Origin of the sequence: Nonomuraea monospora, assembly GCF_039531895.1 — a bacterium.
GTDB lineage: Bacteria > Actinomycetota > Actinomycetes > Streptosporangiales > Streptosporangiaceae > Nonomuraea > Nonomuraea monospora.
In genome coordinates this window covers 122,348-137,395 of the sequence record NZ_BAAAQX010000003.1, presented here as the reverse complement: position 1 = coordinate 137,395, position 15,048 = coordinate 122,348, and the positions used below count along the sequence as shown (strand labels likewise).

13 protein-coding genes and 1 pseudogene are annotated in these 15,048 nt (G+C 69.7%); 8 read left to right on the top strand and 6 right to left on the bottom strand.

The features are described from left to right. The first annotated feature begins 79 nt into the window (after positions 1 to 79). The 7 genes and pseudogenes from ABD331_RS07165 to ABD331_RS60900 all read left to right on the top strand — a co-directional run. Positions 80 to 1,384 carry an ABC transporter substrate-binding protein gene (locus ABD331_RS07165; RefSeq protein WP_344471809.1) on the top strand — a complete coding sequence of 435 codons (1,305 nt, stop codon included), beginning with the start codon at positions 80 to 82 and terminating at the stop codon, positions 1,382 to 1,384. Further along, positions 1,381 to 2,343 carry a carbohydrate ABC transporter permease gene (locus ABD331_RS07160; protein WP_344471807.1) on the top strand — a complete coding sequence of 321 codons (963 nt, stop codon included), beginning with the start codon at positions 1,381 to 1,383 and terminating at the stop codon, positions 2,341 to 2,343. Before ABD331_RS07165 ends, ABD331_RS07160 begins: the two co-directional genes overlap by 4 nt. Further along, positions 2,340 to 3,143: a carbohydrate ABC transporter permease gene (locus ABD331_RS07155; RefSeq protein WP_344471805.1), complete on the top strand. Its 804-nt coding sequence runs from the start codon at positions 2,340 to 2,342 to the stop codon at positions 3,141 to 3,143. The genes ABD331_RS07160 and ABD331_RS07155 overlap by 4 nt, the downstream gene beginning before the upstream one ends. Further along, entirely contained in the window at positions 3,140 to 4,510 is a 1,371-nt protein-coding gene (locus tag ABD331_RS07150; protein WP_344471803.1) for a GH1 family beta-glucosidase, read from the top strand. The genes ABD331_RS07155 and ABD331_RS07150 overlap by 4 nt, the downstream gene beginning before the upstream one ends. A gap of 33 nt (positions 4,511 to 4,543) precedes the next feature. Further along, a complete protein-coding gene (locus tag ABD331_RS07145; protein ID WP_344471801.1) occupies positions 4,544 to 5,539 on the top strand; it encodes a LacI family DNA-binding transcriptional regulator in 996 nt (331 codons plus the stop codon). A gap of 49 nt (positions 5,540 to 5,588) precedes the next feature. Next, positions 5,589 to 6,830, top strand: coding sequence for a phospholipase D-like domain-containing protein (locus tag ABD331_RS07140; RefSeq protein WP_344471799.1), 1,242 nt, complete (start codon positions 5,589 to 5,591; stop codon positions 6,828 to 6,830). Positions 6,831 to 6,835: 5 nt separating this feature from the next. After that, positions 6,836 to 7,516: pseudogene (locus ABD331_RS60900) on the top strand (phosphotransferase); the annotation flags it as partial. Between the two features lie 112 nt (positions 7,517 to 7,628). Here ABD331_RS60900 and ABD331_RS07135 read toward each other — a convergent pair. After that, positions 7,629 to 8,156, bottom strand: coding sequence for a carboxymuconolactone decarboxylase family protein (locus ABD331_RS07135; RefSeq protein WP_344471797.1), 528 nt, complete (start codon positions 8,154 to 8,156; stop codon positions 7,629 to 7,631). Positions 8,157 to 8,220: 64 nt separating this feature from the next. Here ABD331_RS07135 and ABD331_RS07130 point away from each other — a divergent pair, with 64 nt between their 5' ends. After that, positions 8,221 to 8,694 (top strand): GNAT family N-acetyltransferase, encoded by a 474-nt coding sequence (locus tag ABD331_RS07130; protein ID WP_344471795.1) that lies wholly within the window; start codon positions 8,221 to 8,223, stop codon positions 8,692 to 8,694. 99 nt (positions 8,695 to 8,793) lie between these two features. Here the strand turns inward: ABD331_RS07130 and ABD331_RS07125 are convergent, their stop codons facing one another. From ABD331_RS07125 to ABD331_RS07105, 5 genes are all read right to left on the bottom strand, one after another. Then, entirely contained in the window at positions 8,794 to 10,323 is a 1,530-nt protein-coding gene (locus tag ABD331_RS07125; protein ID WP_344471793.1) for a glycoside hydrolase family 13 protein, read from the bottom strand. Positions 10,324 to 10,327: 4 nt separating this feature from the next. Further along, positions 10,328 to 11,260: a carbohydrate ABC transporter permease gene (locus ABD331_RS07120; protein ID WP_344471791.1), complete on the bottom strand. Its 933-nt coding sequence runs from the start codon at positions 11,258 to 11,260 to the stop codon at positions 10,328 to 10,330. Then, positions 11,257 to 12,123, bottom strand: a complete 867-nt coding sequence (locus tag ABD331_RS07115) for a carbohydrate ABC transporter permease (protein WP_344471789.1) — start codon at positions 12,121 to 12,123, stop codon at positions 11,257 to 11,259. The genes ABD331_RS07120 and ABD331_RS07115 overlap by 4 nt, the downstream gene beginning before the upstream one ends. A 4-nt stretch (positions 12,124 to 12,127) precedes the next feature. Continuing rightward, positions 12,128 to 13,480, bottom strand: coding sequence for an ABC transporter substrate-binding protein (locus ABD331_RS07110; protein ID WP_344471787.1), 1,353 nt, complete (start codon positions 13,478 to 13,480; stop codon positions 12,128 to 12,130). Positions 13,481 to 13,898: 418 nt separating this feature from the next. Then, positions 13,899 to 14,888: a LacI family DNA-binding transcriptional regulator gene (locus tag ABD331_RS07105; RefSeq protein WP_148443523.1), complete on the bottom strand. Its 990-nt coding sequence runs from the start codon at positions 14,886 to 14,888 to the stop codon at positions 13,899 to 13,901. Positions 14,889 to 15,048 lie beyond the last annotated feature (160 nt).

Here is a 15,048-nt window from a genome sequence, read left to right as displayed (position 1 = left end):
GCAGCATGTGAGCACCGAGACTCTCTTGAGAGAGCGCTCTCTCACCCATCCCCCTTAGCAAGACCCAGGAGGGTTTCCCATGGCCCCTCGCATCCGGCGGCTCGGCCTGCCGTTGCTCACCGCGTCCGTCCTCGCCCTGGCGACGGCGTGCGGCGGAGGCGGCGCAGGCGGCGGCGACACCGCCACCGAGTCGAGCGCCAAGCCCGGAGAGAAGATCAAGCTGACCGTCGACCTGTTCGGCGACTTCGGCTTCAAACCGCTCTACGAGGAGTACAAGAAGACCCACCCGAACATCGAGATCGTCGAGAACGTCACCCAGTTCAACGACCACCACAGCAACCTGGTCAAGCGGCTGGCCACGAACGCCGGCGCGGGGGACGTCGCGGCGGTCGAGGTGGGCTACATCAGCACGTTCACCGCCCAGCCGGGCAAGTTCGCCGACCTCAAGCAGTACGGGCTCGACAAGCGCCAGGCCGACTACCTCGACTGGAAGTGGCAGCAGGGCCTGAGCAAGGACGGCGCCCAGGTGCTCGGCCTCGGCACCGACGTCGGCGGCCTGGCCATGTGCTACCGCAAGGACCTGTTCAAGAAGGCCGGGCTGCCCGAGGGCCGCGAGGAGGTCTCGGCGCTCTGGCCCACCTGGGAGCAGTACATCGAGACGGGCAAGAAGTTCGCCGCCGCGAACGTGGCCGGCGCCAAGTTCGTGGACTCCCCCGGTGAGATCTTCCGCGCCATGGTCAACCAGGCGCCCGTCGGCCTGTACGACGCCCAGGACAACATCATCGTCGAGTCCAACCCCGACGTGAAGAAGGCCTGGGACCTGTCGAACCAGCTCACCGCCGACGGCCTGACCGCCAAGCTGGCCGCCTTCTCGCCGCCGTGGAACACCGGCTTCGCCAAGGGCTCGTTCGCCACCATCATCTGCCCGGCCTGGATGACCGGCTTCATCCAGGAGCAGGCCAAGGACTCGGCCGGCAAGTGGGACATCGCCAACGTGCCCGGCGGCTCGGGCAACAGCGGCGGCTCGCACCTGATGGTGCCCAAGCAGAGCAAGCACCCGAAGGAGGCGGCCGAGCTGATCGACTTCCTCACCTCCAAGGAGAACCAGGCCAAGGTCTTCAAGGAGGAGGGCACCTTCCCGTCGATCCCGGCCCTCTACGACGACCCGTCGATCCAGAACTTCACCAAGCCGTTCTTCGGCGACGCCCCCATCGGCAAGATCTACTCCGACGCCGCCAAGGCGCTCAAGCCGCAGCACCTCGGCCCCAAGGAGGCCGACGTGCGTACGGCCATCGGCAACGGCCTCGGCCGCGTCGAGCAGGGCAAGCAGACGCCCGAGGAGGCGTGGGCGCAGGTGCTCGAGGACGTCAAGAAGATCAAATGAGCACCCTTCCCCTCGCGGTCACGCGACGGCGTAGGCGCAGCGTGCGGCACACCCTCGACCTGAGGGTGTCGCCGTACGCCTACGTGGCCCCGTTCTTCCTGCTGTTCTGCGCCTTCGGGCTGTTCCCGCTGGTCTACACGGCCTGGGTGAGCCTGCACGAGTGGACGCTGCTCTCCGACACGCAGGAGTTCGTCGGCCTGGGCAACTACTCGACGCTGCTCACCGACGCCTACTTCTGGAACGCCACCTTCAACACCCTGTCGATCGGCGTGCTGTCGACGGTGCCGCAGCTCGCGCTGGCCATCTGGCTGGCGCACCTGCTCAACCGGCGGCTGCGCTTCCAGACGGTGTTCAGGATCGCGCTGCTGCTGCCGAACGTCACCAGCGTGGTGGCGGTCGTGGTGATCTTCAGTCAGCTCTTCGGCCGGGACTTCGGGCTGATCAACTGGATGCTGTCCTGGTTCGGCGTCGGTCACATCGACTGGGCGGCGGGGACGGCCACCTCGCACGTCGCACTGTCGGTGATGATCATGTGGCGCTGGACCGGCTACAACGCGCTGATCTTCCTGGCCGCGATGCAGGCCGTCCCGCGCGAGCTGTACGAGGCCGCCACCATCGACGGCGCCGGCAGCTTCACCCAGCTCCGCAAGATCACCATCCCGATGATCCGGCCGACGATCATCTTCGTGGTCATCGTCTCCACGATCGGCGCCATGCAGATCATCGCCGAGCCCATGCTGTTCGGGCAGAGCAGCGGCGGCGGTGGCGGCATCGCCACAGGCGGCCCCGACCGCCAGTTCCAGACGCTGGCGCTGTTCGTCTACGAGCAGGGCTTCGCGAACTCGACGTTCGACTTCGGCTACGCCTCGGCGGCGTCGTGGCTGATGTTCGTGGCCGTGGTGGTCGTCGCCGGGATCAACTTCCTGATCACCCGCAAGGTGAAGGGAGGTCTGGTGTGAGACTGCGATACCTGACCCTGACCGCGGTGGCCTTCTTCTCGGCCTTCCCGCTCTACTACAGCATCGTGGTGGCCTCCAGGCACAACTCCGCGCTGGCCGAGGTGCCGCCGCCGCTGATCCCCGGCGGCAACTTCTTCGCCAACGTGTCCCGGGTCTTCGACACCGTGCCCTTCGGGCTGGCGCTGGCCAACTCGTTCATGGTGGCGGGGGCGATCTCGATCGCGGTGATGTTCTTCTCGACGCTGGCCGGGTTCGCCTTCGCCAAGCTGCGGTTCAGGGGCAAGAACATCATGCTGGTGATCACGGTCGCGACCATGATGGTGCCCGCCCAGCTCGGCATCATCCCGCTCTACATGCTCATGGTGAAGCTGGAGTGGACCGGCACCAACTACGCGCTGATCGTGCCGGCGCTGGTCAACGCGTTCGGCGTGTTCTTCATGACGCAATACCTCTCGCGCGCCCTGCCCACCGAGCTGCTGGAGGCCGGCCGGGTGGACGGCTGCACGACGTGGGGGCTGTTCTGGCACGTCGTGCTGCCCGCCGCGCGGCCGGCGGCGGCGGTGCTGGGCATGCTGACGTTCATGTCGGCCTGGAACGACTACTTCTGGCCGCTGGTCGTGCTCAGCCCGGACAATCCGACCGTCCAGGTGGCGCTCTCGACCCTGGCCAGCGGGTACGTCAACGACTACGTGCTCGGCCTGGCCGGAACGGCGATCGGGACCCTGCCGCTCGTCGCCGTCTTCGCGCTGTTCGGCAAACACATCATCGGCGGAATCATGCAAGGAGCTGTTAAGGGATGATTTTTCCCGAGGACTTCGTCTGGGGTGCCGCCACGGCCTCCTACCAGATCGAGGGGGCGGTCAAGGAGGACGGGCGGGGCCAGTCGATCTGGGACACCTTCTCCCACGCCCCCGGGAACGTGGCCGACGGCGACACCGGCGACGTGGCCTGCGACCACTATCACCGCTACGGCGACGACATCGAGCTGATGCGCGAGCTGCGGCTGGCGGCCTACCGGTTCTCGGTGGCCTGGCCGCGCATCCAGCCGGACGGCGAGGGCCCGGTCAACCCGCGCGGCCTGGCGTTCTACGACAAGCTCGTAGATGAACTACTAGCCGCCGAAATTTCGCCATATGTCACGCTTTATCACTGGGATCTTCCTCAAGCCCTCGAAGACCGCGGCGGCTGGACGAACCGCGACACCGCCTACCGCTTCGCCGACTACGCCGAAGCCGTCCACGCCAAGCTCGGCGACCGCGTCGACAACTGGGCCACGCTCAACGAGCCCTGGGTGGCCGCCTTCCTCGGCTACGGCAACGGCGTGCACGCGCCCGGCCGCCGCCGCGCCGCCGACGCCATGCGCTCCGCCCACCACCTGATGCTCGGCCACGGCCTGGCGGCCAGGCGGCTGCGCGACGCCGGCGCGCGCAAGCTCATGCTCGTCGTCAACTCCTCCCCCGTCCTCACCCCCGCCCAGGTCAACGACCCGTCGGCGGTGCCGAGCGAGGCGGACGCGGCCGCGGTGCACCGCGTACACGCGCTGCTGACCCGGCAGTTCCTCGACCCGGCCGTCTACGGGACGTACCCGGAGGAGGTGCTGGCGGCGGCGGCCCGCAACGGCGGCACGGAGCACATCCAGGACGGCGACCTGGAGCTGATCAACGCCCCGATCGACCTGGTCGGCGTCAACTACTACAACCCGTGCGTCGTCGAGTCGGGCCCGGGGCTGCCGGCCGACGCCGCGTGGCCGGGCTCGGAGGACGTCAAATTCGCCACGGCCGACGCGCCGACGACCGCGATGGGCTGGCCCATCGTGCCGGACGGGCTGTCGCGGCTGCTCGTCCGGCTCTCCCAGGACTACCCGCAGGTCGGGCTCATGGTCACGGAGAACGGCGCCGCCTTCGACGACGTCGTGCGCGACGGCCGGGTGCACGACGACGAGCGGGTCGCCTACCTCGACGGGCACCTGCGCGAGGTGCACCGGGCCATCGAGGCGGGCGCCGACCTGCGCGGCTACCTGGTGTGGTCGCTGCTCGACAACTTCGAGTGGGCCGAGGGCTACCGGCGGCGCTTCGGCATCGTGCACGTCGACTACTCGACCCTGGAGCGCGTCCCCAAGGACAGCGCGCTGTGGTACCGGGACGTGATCGTCAGGAACGGCCTGTAGATTCTTTGACGTGCTCTCCCTCCTGGTGCAGACATGAGACGCCCGACCCTTGAGGCGGTCGCCGCCCGCGCGGGCGTTTCGCGCGCCACCGCCTCCCGCGTGGTCAACGGGCAGACGACGGTGGCGCCGCACATCCGCGACGCCGTGCTGCGCGCGATCGACGAATTGGGCTACGTGCCCAACTCCGCCGCGCGCAGCCTGGTCACCCAACGCACCGACTCGGTGGCCCTGGTCGTCAGCGAGCCGGGGACGAGGGTCTTCTCCGAAGATCCGCTGTTCTCCACCGCGATCAGGTCCGCCTCGGTGGAGCTGGAGGCGATCAACAAGCAGGTCGTGCTCATGCTGGCGTCCTCGCCGAAGAGCCACGCCAGGGTGGAGCGTTACATCTCCGGCGGCCACGTCGACGGGGTGATGCTGCTGTCCATGCACGGCGCCGACCCGCTGCCCGCCGCGCTGTCCCGGCTGCGGGTGCCGGTCGTCTCGTACGGGCGTCCCGCCGTCCCGGTGGACATCCCGTTCGTCGACAACGACAACGTCGGCGGCGCGGAGGCCGGGGTGCGGCACCTGGTGGAGACCGGGCGGCGCAGGATCGCCACCATCGCCGGGCCGCAGGACATGATCGCCGGCCAGGACCGCCTGGCCGGCTACCGCAACGTGCTGCGCGACTCCGACCGCCGCTCCATCGTGGCGGTCGGCGACTTCACCCGCGAGTCCGGCGCGATCGCGATGCGGCAGCTCCTCGGCGACGACCCGGCGCTCGACGCCGTGTTCGTGGCCAACGACATGATGGCGGTCGGGGCGCTGCAGTCGCTGCGGCAGGCCGGGCGGCGGGTGCCCGACGACGTGGCCGTGGTCGGGTTCGACGACGTCGAGGCGGCCAAGTACACCGAGCCGCCGCTGACGACGCTGCGGCACCCGATCGCCGAGCAGGCGGCGGCCATGGTCGGGCTGCTGCTCAACCTGTTCGAGGGCGGGCCGACCGACCCGATCATCCTGCCCACGGAGCTGGTGATCAGGGAGTCGGCCTAGGGCCGTTGCCCAATAATCATGGTGCTGCCCCCATCGAAGGGAACCGCACATGAGACGAGTCCTCCTGGCGTTATGCGTCGTCACCGGCCTCCTCACGATCACTGACCCCGCCCGCGCGGACGTCACGGGACCGCCGGTGCTCAACGCGCCGGTGTTCAACGACCCCACCGCCGACTCCGGCGTGCCCGGCACCCCCAGCGCCGCGCAGTCGGCCGTCATGGACCAGCTCATCCGCCTGATCAAGGCCACCCCGCAGGGCGCCGAGATCCGCTTCGTCAACCACCAGTTCTCCCCCGGCCAGCGGTCCACCGAGATCGCCGACCAGCTCGTCGCCGCGCACCGGCGCGGCGTCCAGGTCAAGGTCATCCTCGACAGCATGGAGAACGGCGCCAACGACGCCGTCACCGCCACCCTCGCCGCCGCGCTCGGCACCGCCGAGTCGGCCGGCTCGTGGGTGATCCGCTGCGAGTATCCCGACGAGTCGGCGGTCGATCGCGGCTGCATCGGCAGGAACTACCTGCACAGCAAGTTCGCGCTGTTCTCCAGCGTGGTGTCCGGCGGCGTCAGCCACGCGAACGTGGTGTTCCAGACGTCCTCGAACCTGTCCGACTGGTACCTGTACAACTCCTACAACGACGCGTACACCTTCACCGACGCCACCGTCTACGCCGCCTACCGCACCTACTTCGCCGACCTGCAGGCCGGGCGGCGCAAGGCCGTCAACCCCGGCTACTACTGGACCACCGCGACGGGCACCGCGCACCGGGCCACGTTCCTGCCCCGCCGGGCCACCGACCCCGACCCCGTCGTCTCCGTCCTGCGGCTCGTCGAATGCAGCTACCAGGACGAGGCGGGGGTGACGCGGCAGACCGACATCCGCATGGCGCTGACCGCGTTCAACAAGAACCGGCAGGCGATCGCGAACGAGCTGGTCCGGCTGCGCGGCGAGAACTGCTGGGTGGACATCGTCTACTACGACAACCGCCCGCAGGACGCCAAGAACGTCGACGACACCGTCCGCTCGATCCTCGCCACGACGGTCAACGGGCGCACGATCCAGGTCACGCCCTGCCGGTTCACGGTGGGGACGCGGGAGGTCGTGACGCACAACAAGATCATGATGATCGACGGCTTCTACGACGACGACATCACCCCGCGCGTCTACACGGGCAGCGCCAACTTCACCGCCCTGGAGAACGCCGACGACGCCTTCCTCCGAATCTCCGGCCGCGCCGTCCACGACCAGTACCTGTCCTGGTTCTACGGGCTGCGGAGCGCCTGTAGACAATAGGGGACATGATCTCCCGCAGCGCCGCCGTGTCCGCCGCCGTCGCCGTCGCCGAGGAGCACGGGGTGCGGGTGGTGGAGCCGGTGGTGCTGAACGACTCCTTCAACCTGCGCATCCTGCTGCGGCCCGCGCCCGTCGTGGCGCGGGTGCCCACCACCACCGCCCTCGGCCGGCCCGACCCCGCCGGGGCGCTGGGGCGGGAGGTGGCGGTCGTGTCGTACCTGCGCGACGCGGGCGCGCCGGTGGCGCCGCCCAGCGACCTGCTGCCCGCCGGGCCTCATCTGCGGGACGGCGTCGCGATGTCGTTCTGGGCGCACGTCCCGCACGATCCCGGTCACGTCGTCACGCCTGACGTGGCCGGGGGGATGCTGGCTGAGCTGCACGCGGTGTTGCGCGGGTTCCCCGGGGAGCTGCCCTTCCTGGGTCCTGTGCTGGACGAGCCGGTGCGGCTGCTTGAGTTGCTGTCCGAGAGGGGTTCAGGGCTGATCGGGGCCGGGGAGCTGGCGCGGCTGCGGGAGGCGCACGCGGCGCTCGCCGCCCAGGTACGGGACGAGGCCGCCGGCGTTCAGGCCGTGCACGGGGACGCGCATCCCGGCAACCTGCTCGCCACGCCCGCCGGGCTGCTCTGGAACGACTTCGAGGAATGCATGGCCGCACCCGTGGAATGGGACCTGGCCTGCCTGCTCCGGACGACGCGTCTCGACGGCCGGGCGGCGGTGCGGGCGTACGGGACGGACCCCGGCGCGCCCGGCCTGCGGGCGTTCCTGGCGGCGCGCCCCGATAGGCCCGCCCGAGCCCGTCTCACACGCGGAATACGCGGAGCTGGAGGGCGAGCGTGGAGTAGTAGCCGACCAGCGTGGTCAGCTCGAACAACTCCCGCTCCCCCAGCATCGCGTACTCCTCCTCGTCCAGATCCCCCTCGGCCACCAGCGCCCGCGCCACCCGCAGCACCGCCGCCTCCCCCGCGTCGGCGAGCGCCAGCGGCGAGCCGTCGCGCAACGCCGCGAGCTGCTCCTCGGTGAAGCCCAGCCCACGCGCGATCGGCTCGTGCGCGGCCCGCTCGAACGCGCTGTCCCGGTGCCCGGCCACGACCAGGATCGCCAGCTCCCTGGCCCGGTCGGTGAGCGTGGAGCGGTAGCGGACGGCGGCCCCCAGCTCCTGGAGCGGATCACCGAGGGCCGGGCTGAGCAGCATCGCGTTGAAGGGCCCGGTGAGCCCGCCCCCCTCGTCCACCATGAACCGGCCGCGCGGCCCCGAGGTGATCCTGTCGTAGAGGGCGCGGGCCTCCGGACCCAGCTCGTCCGGTGGTGTCCTGCGCAGGCGTGCCATCCCGTGATCGTAACCGCCTCTTCTCTGCGCGCCCGGGGAGGTGTTCTGTGGAGGCATGACGGCGATGTCCACGAAACGGCTGGAGTTGCGCCCCGCCGGGCTGCGCGACCTCGGCGTGCTCGTCCGGCACTGGAACGACCCGCGCGTCAGGCGCTACCTGTTCGACGACAGGGAGGTTGATCCCCGGCTGGCGCAGACGCTGCTGCGCGACAGCGAGGCCGGGTTCGCGCGGCACGGTTACGGGCTGTGGCAGGTCTTCCTCCAGGACGTGCTCATCGGGGTGTGCGGGCTGCGGCGGCGCGGCGAGGAGCGGGTGGAGCTGCTCTACAGCCTGGACCCCGCGCACTGGGGCGCCGGGCTGGCGGCCGAGGCCGCCCGGGCGGTGCTCGCGGCGGGCCGGCGGGCCGGGCTGAAGGAGGTCCTCATCGAGACGGACGACGGGAATGTGGCCTCGCAGCGGCTGGCCGAGCGGCTCGGCGCGGTGTTCGAGGAGGCGGCGGACGGGGTGCGGCGTTACCTGGTGACGCTGACCCGGTAGGTCGAGGAGGCGGCGGACGAGGTGCGGCGCCACCTGGTGGTAGTCGCAGGGACCCTGCGCCGGCGGCCGGAGCCGCAGGCGCAGGGGTGGGCCGGATCGTCAGCCTTGCGGGGAGAGCCAGGCCGTCGTGTCGGACGGCAGGAGCCCGTCCACGAGCGGCCCGCTGGCCAGCAGGACCTCGCCCGCCGGCAGCGGCACCGGCTCCGCGCCCAGGTTGGTGACGCAGGTCAGGCCCGAGTCGCGGGTGAAGGCCAGCACCTTCTCCCCAGAGGGCAGCCAGGTGAGCGTGCCGTCGCCGAGCAGCTCACGCCGGATGCGCAGCGCCGTACGGTAGAGGTTCAGCATCGACCCCAGGTCGGTGCGCTGGGCCTCGGCCGTCAGCTTGCGCCAGCTCTCCGGCTGCGGCAGCCACGGCGTGGCCGCACCTGGGCCCGTGCCGAAGCCGAACGGCGGCTCGTCGCCCGACCACGGCAGCGGGATGCGGCAGCCGTCGCGGCCCGGGTTCGTGCCGCCCGAGCGGGCGTGCATCGGGTCCTGGCGCACCTCGTCCGGCAGGTCCTCGACCTCCGGCAGGCCCAGCTCCTCGCCCTGGTAGACGTAGACGGAGCCGGGCAGCGCCATGGCCAGCAGCGCCGCGGCGCGGGCCCGGCGGTAGCCCAGCTCCAGGTCCGTCGGGGTGCCGTGCAGGGCGCCGCCGTGGGCGAAGGAGGTGTCGGCGCGGCCGTACCGGGTGACGGGTCTGGTCACGTCGTGGTTGGCGAGCACCCACGTCGGCGGGGCGCCGATGGGGGTGTGCGTGGCCAGCGTCAGGTCGATGGACCTGCGCAGGTCGGCGGGGTCCCAGGCGCAGGACAGGAAGTCGAAGTTGAAGGCCGTGTGCAACTCGTCGGGACGCAGGTAGCGGGCGAAACGCTCCTGGTCGGGGAGCCAGACCTCCCCGATCAGGATGCGCTCGTCGTACTCGTCGGCCACCTCGCGCCACCGACGGTAGACGTCGTGGACCTCGTCGAGGTCTTCGTAGGCGGTGTCGGACTTGATCAGCAGCGCGGCGGAGTCGATGCGCACGCCGTCCACGCCCCGGTCGAACCAGAAGCGCAGGACGTCCTCGAACTCCTGGTGGACCTCCGGGTTGTTCCAGTTGAAGTCCGGCTGCCCCGGGTCGAACAGGTGCAGGTACCACTGCCCGTCGGGCACCTGCGTCCAGGCCGAGCCGCCGAAGATGGACTGCCAGTCGTTGAGCGGCTCGTCGGCGAACCAGAACCGGTCGCGGGCCGCCGGGTTCGCCAGGGCCTCCTTGAACCAGGCGCTCTCGGTAGAGCTGTGGTTCGGCACGACGTCGATGATGACCTTGATGCCGAGCTCGTGCGCCTCCTCGATGAAGCGCTCGGCCTCCGCCAGCGTTCCGAAGACCGGCTCGATGTCGCGGTAGTCGGCCACGTCGTAGCCGCCGTCGGCCATCGGCGACGGGTACCACGGGTTGAGCCAGATGGCGTCGATCCCCAGATCCTTCAGATACGGCAGGTGGGAGCGCAGGCCGGCGAGATCGCCGGCGCCGTCGCCGTTCCCGTCGGCGAAACTACGCAGGTAGACCTGGTAGATCGCGGCCCCCCGCCACCACGTTTGCGACATGCGCTTATCCCTTGATGCTTCCGGCGGTGAGACCCGCCATGATGTGCCGTTGGAAGATGAAGAAAACGATGATCATGGGGATGCTGGTGATCAGCAGGCCGCCCATGACCTGGTTCTGGGTGACGGCTCCGGCCGTCTGCGACAGGCCCACGCTGATCGTCATCCTGTCGCTGTCCGTCATGACGAGCAGCGGCCAGACGAAGTCCTTGAACGAGGTGACGATCGTGAAGATCGACACCACGCCCAGGATGGGCCGGGAGATCGGCAGGACCACCGATCGCAGGATCCGCACCGAGCCCGCCCCGTCGATCTGCGCGGCCTCGATCAGTTCACGCGGGATCGAGTCGAAGAAGCGCTTGAGCAGGAAGATGTTGAAGCCGTTGGCCGCCGCGGGCAGCCACAGCGCCCACGGGTTGTTCAGCAGGCCCAGGTCCACGACCGTCACGTACAGCGGGATGAGCACCACCATCGCCGGGATCATCAGCGTGGCCAGCATCATGCCGAGGATGACGTTGCCGAACATGGGGCGCAGCTTCGACAGCGCGTACGCCGCCGACACGTCCACGGCCATGCAGACGATCCAGCCGCCCAGCGAGTAGTAGCCGGTGTTCAGCAGCAGCGTGCCGATGTCGAACAGGTCCCACGCCTCGAAGAAGGCGTCCGGCGTCGGGTCGGCCGGGATGAGCGTCGGCGGCATCTGCGCCAGCTCGTCCGGCGTCTTCAGCGCGCCGGTCACCATCCAGTACAGCGGGAAGACGAACGCCAGCGTGAACAGCACGAGCACCGCTGTCAGCACGAACCAGTAGATGCGCCTGCCCCACCTGCTGTTGAGCTGGTGCGGCGAGACGATCGTGCGGAACTGCACCTCGATCGGCCTCGGCGACCGCTTCCTGCCCCGCTTGCCCCGGGTCGTCACCTGGGCTCCGACGGAGATCACGCCTTGTCCTCCCTGGTCAGGCGGAGCTGGAAGGCGGCGAACACGAGCAGCACGATCATCAGCATCATGCCGAGCGCGCCCGCCGAGCCGTAGTCCTGGAGTGTGAACGCGTTCTGGAACATCAGGTACGCGACCGTGACCGTGGCGTTCTCCGGGCCGCCGCCGGTCAGCATGTACGGCTCGATGAACACCTGCATGGTGGCCACGATCTGCAACATCAGCATGAGCAGCAGGATCAGCCGCGTCTGCGGGATCGTGACGTGCCTGATCCGCTTCCAGATGCCGGCCCCGTCCAGCTCCGCCGCCTCGTACAGCTCCGGCGGGATGTTCTGCAGCGCGGCCAGGTAGATCAGCGTCGCGCTGCCCATGTTCATCCAGGTCGAGACGATGACCAGGGAGATCAGCGCGGTCGAGGAGCTGTCCAGCCAGGCCAGCGGCGGCAGGCCGAAGAAGTCGAGCACCTGGTTGAACAGCCCGGGCCCCGGATCGTAGAACCACCGGAACAGCAGCACCGCCACGATCGGCGGCAGCATGACCGGCAGGTAGACCACGAACCGCAGGTAGGCCCGGGCGTGGCGCAGCTCGTTCAGCACGAGCGCGACGACGAACGGCACGGCATAGCCGCAGACCAGTGCGAGGAACGTGAACTCCAGCGTGTTCAGCCACGCCTCACCGAAGGCCGGGTCCGCGAACGCCGTCACGAAGTTGTCCAGGCCCACCCAGACCGGCTCGTTGATCAGGTCGGTCTTCTGGAAGCTCAGAATGAACTCCCTGACCATCGGATACCAGGCGAACACCGTGAAACACGCCAGCGCCGCGCACAAGAACCCGTAGGCCGTCAGATTGCGCCTCAAGATCTGCATAGGGTCAGCCCTTGGCCGCCAGCACCGAGTTGGCCTTCTTCTCCGCGTCCGCGAGGAGCTGGTCGATGCTGGCGTCCTTGCGGCTCAGCACGCCCGACATGGGCACGTCGAGGATGGCGTACAGCTCCTGCGCGTACAGCGGCTCGGCCTTCGGCGGGATCGTGCCCGCGGCCTGCACGTACGTCTCGTAGTTCGCGACCGGCAGCGAGGCGTTCTTCACCCGGTCGGCCTGGATGGCCTGGCCGGTCGGTGAGTCGCCGTAGACCGCGTTGTCGGGGACGCCGACGGGGTTGCCGAGGGTCTTGCCGCGGGCGAAGTCGAAGCGGCCCTTGCCGACGGTGTTGAAGCGGAAGTCCAGCCACTCCAGCGCGGCCTTGGCCTCCTCCGGCGTGGCCTTCGGGTTGATCATGAACGCTTCGCCGCCGCTCAGCGACGCCTTCGCCTCGGGGAAGCCGGTGATGCCGTAGTCGGCGACGTTGCCCTTGAACTTGTTGACCACGTCGGTGACCACGTCGGGCGCGCCCAGCATCATGCCGACCTTGCCGCTGCCCATGGCGACCATCAGCGACTCCCAGCCGACCAGCAGCTTGGTGCCCATGCTGTTGTCCACCCAGCGCATGTCGTGCAGCGTCTGCAGCACCGCCTTGCCCTCGGGCGAGTTGAACGCGGCCGTCTTGTTGTCGGGCGACAGGATGCTGCCGCCGCGACCGTAGATCGACTGCGTGAAGTGCCAGCCGCCGGTGTTGCCGCCGGAGTACTCGCCGAACCCGACGTAGCCCGCGCCCAGCCCGGCGATCTTCTTGGCCGCCTCGCGCACCTCGGCCCACGTCTGGGGCGGGGCGTCCGGGTTGAGCCCGGCCTTCGTGAACAGCGCCCGGTTGTAGACCAGGCCGACGCTGTAGTGCACGTTCGGCACGCCGTAGACCTTGCCGTCCTTGGTGACCAGCGCCTTGTGGTCGGCGCGCAGGTCGTTCCAGTTCTTGATCAGGTTGGTGTACGGGGTGATGTCGAGCGCCTGGCCCTTGGCCATCACGTCGTTGTAGTTCGTCACGGGCACCACGAACGCCGTCTCCATCTGGCCGCCCGCCAGCTTGGGACCGAACGTCTTGGGGTCGAAGCACGGCTGCTGGTCCGTGCTCTTGACCGTCACGCCGGGGTGCGCCTTCATGAACGCGGCCACGTCGTCGTCCCAGGCCTGCCGCTCCTTCGGCGCCGACTTCGCGGGCTGGCAGGCCACCGTGATCGACACGGCCTTGGCGCCGCCGGCGGTGGGGGTGGCGGGCTCGCTTCCTGAGCCGCAGGCCGCGGTGGACAGGGCTAGCGCGGATACGAGCAAGAGTCCGGTGGATCTCTGCATGGTCTGACCCTTCTGATGCGAGGTGCCCACACCATAGGATCCGTGACGTATGTGCGCAAGATTTCGACTTCATATTGCAAGATAACGACTGAGTTACGCCGGGCGGCCAGGCCAGACGCATGGCACGGCACACGGCGCCGCACGCCGCCCGCACGCCGCAGCGCCACACAGCGCGGACGACGCGGGGCGGCGCGGGGCGGACGGCGCAGCGCGCGGCATGGAGCGGGCGGCGCGGCATGGAGCGGGCGGCGCACCGCGGCATGGCGAGCGGCAGCGCACGGCCCGACGCCACACACAGCGCAGCGCGGGCAGGGCAGCGCGGCGGGGCAGCGCAGGCGACGCAGCGGGGGCGGCGCGGGGCGCGGGCGAGGCGGCGCGGGCGGAGGCGGGGCGGAGCAGGGCGGGGCGGGGTGCGGGGTTAGGGGCGGGCGCGGGTTGTGGAGGCGCGTACGACGAGCTCGGGCTCGAACAGAAGCTCATCCGCCGGCACAACAGCCTTGTCGATCTGCGCCACCAGCAGATCCACAGCCGCCCGCCCCATGGCGTCGATGGGCTGCCGCACGGTGGTCAACGGCGGCTCGGTGCAGTTCATCAACGCCGAGTCGTCGAACCCGATGACGGAAATGTCGGCAGGAACGGCGAGCCCAGCCCGCCGAGCGGCGCGAATGGTCCCGAGGGCCAGTATGTCGCTGGCGCAGATCACCCCCGTCACCCCCCGCTTGACCAGCCGGGCAGCGGCCGCGTGCCCGCCCTCCAGCGAGAACATCGCCCGCTCCACCAGCTCCTCATCCCCGCCGACCCCCCGGAAGGTCTCGAGCTTGCGTCGCGACGGCATGTGGTCCTTGGGACCGAGCACCATGCCGATGCGTTCGTGCCCGAGCGCCCGCAGGTGGGCGACGGCCATCTCGGCGGCGACCACGTCGTCGCACGACACCTGCGGGAAGTCGAGGTGCTGGACGGCGGCGTTGATCAGGACGGCGGGGAGTTTGCGCTCGTGCAGCAGCTCGTAGTGGCCGTGGGAGGCGTCGGCCTGGGCGTACAGGCCGCCGGCGAAGACGACGCCGCTGACCTGCTGCTGGAGCAGGAGGTCGACGTAGTCGGCCTCGGAGACGCCGCCGACGGTGCGGGTGCACAGGACGGAGGTGAAGCCCTGCTGGGCGAGGGCGCCGCCGACCACTTCCGCGAAGGCGGGGAAGATCGGGTTCTGCAGTTCGGGGAGGACGAGGCCGACGAGGCGGGCGCGGTCGCCGCGGAGCTGGGTGGGGCGTTCGTAGCCGAGGACGTCGAGCGCCGTCAGCACGGCTTCGCGGGTCGCGTCGGACACTCCCGGCTTGCCGTTGAGCACGCGGCTCACGGTCGCCTCGCTCACTCCGACCTTCTTGGCCACCTCTGCGAGTCGTCGCGTCATGCGCAAACTATACGGCCTTCCACGCAAGTGCTTGCAACGGCTTACGTGCATCCGACGTTGTGGCTTGCACCGCGTCCACGCCGGGGTTCCTGCCGCTTCCCGGGCTCTGACCAGGGGCGGGAGCCGGAAGCGCAATCTCAGAGTCAGTCAACTGTTTGCG

Excerpts from the sequence above, each read along its gene's own strand:
- ABD331_RS07165 (WP_344471809.1), top strand. The coding sequence starts at position 80 with ATGGCCCCTCGCATCCGGCGGCTCGGCCTGCCGTTGCTCACCGCGTCC.
- ABD331_RS07160 (WP_344471807.1), top strand. The coding sequence starts at position 1,381 with ATGAGCACCCTTCCCCTCGCGGTCACGCGACGGCGTAGGCGCAGCGTG.
- ABD331_RS07150 (WP_344471803.1), top strand. The coding sequence starts at position 3,140 with ATGATTTTTCCCGAGGACTTCGTCTGGGGTGCCGCCACGGCCTCCTAC.
- ABD331_RS07145 (WP_344471801.1), top strand. The coding sequence starts at position 4,544 with ATGAGACGCCCGACCCTTGAGGCGGTCGCCGCCCGCGCGGGCGTTTCG.
- ABD331_RS07140 (WP_344471799.1), top strand. The coding sequence starts at position 5,589 with ATGAGACGAGTCCTCCTGGCGTTATGCGTCGTCACCGGCCTCCTCACG.
- ABD331_RS07135 (WP_344471797.1), bottom strand. The coding sequence starts at position 8,156 with ATGGCACGCCTGCGCAGGACACCACCGGACGAGCTGGGTCCGGAGGCC.
- ABD331_RS07130 (WP_344471795.1), top strand. The coding sequence starts at position 8,221 with ATGTCCACGAAACGGCTGGAGTTGCGCCCCGCCGGGCTGCGCGACCTC.
- ABD331_RS07125 (WP_344471793.1), bottom strand. The coding sequence starts at position 10,323 with ATGTCGCAAACGTGGTGGCGGGGGGCCGCGATCTACCAGGTCTACCTG.
- ABD331_RS07115 (WP_344471789.1), bottom strand. The coding sequence starts at position 12,123 with ATGCAGATCTTGAGGCGCAATCTGACGGCCTACGGGTTCTTGTGCGCG.
- ABD331_RS07110 (WP_344471787.1), bottom strand. The coding sequence starts at position 13,480 with ATGCAGAGATCCACCGGACTCTTGCTCGTATCCGCGCTAGCCCTGTCC.
- ABD331_RS07105 (WP_148443523.1), bottom strand. The coding sequence starts at position 14,888 with ATGACGCGACGACTCGCAGAGGTGGCCAAGAAGGTCGGAGTGAGCGAG.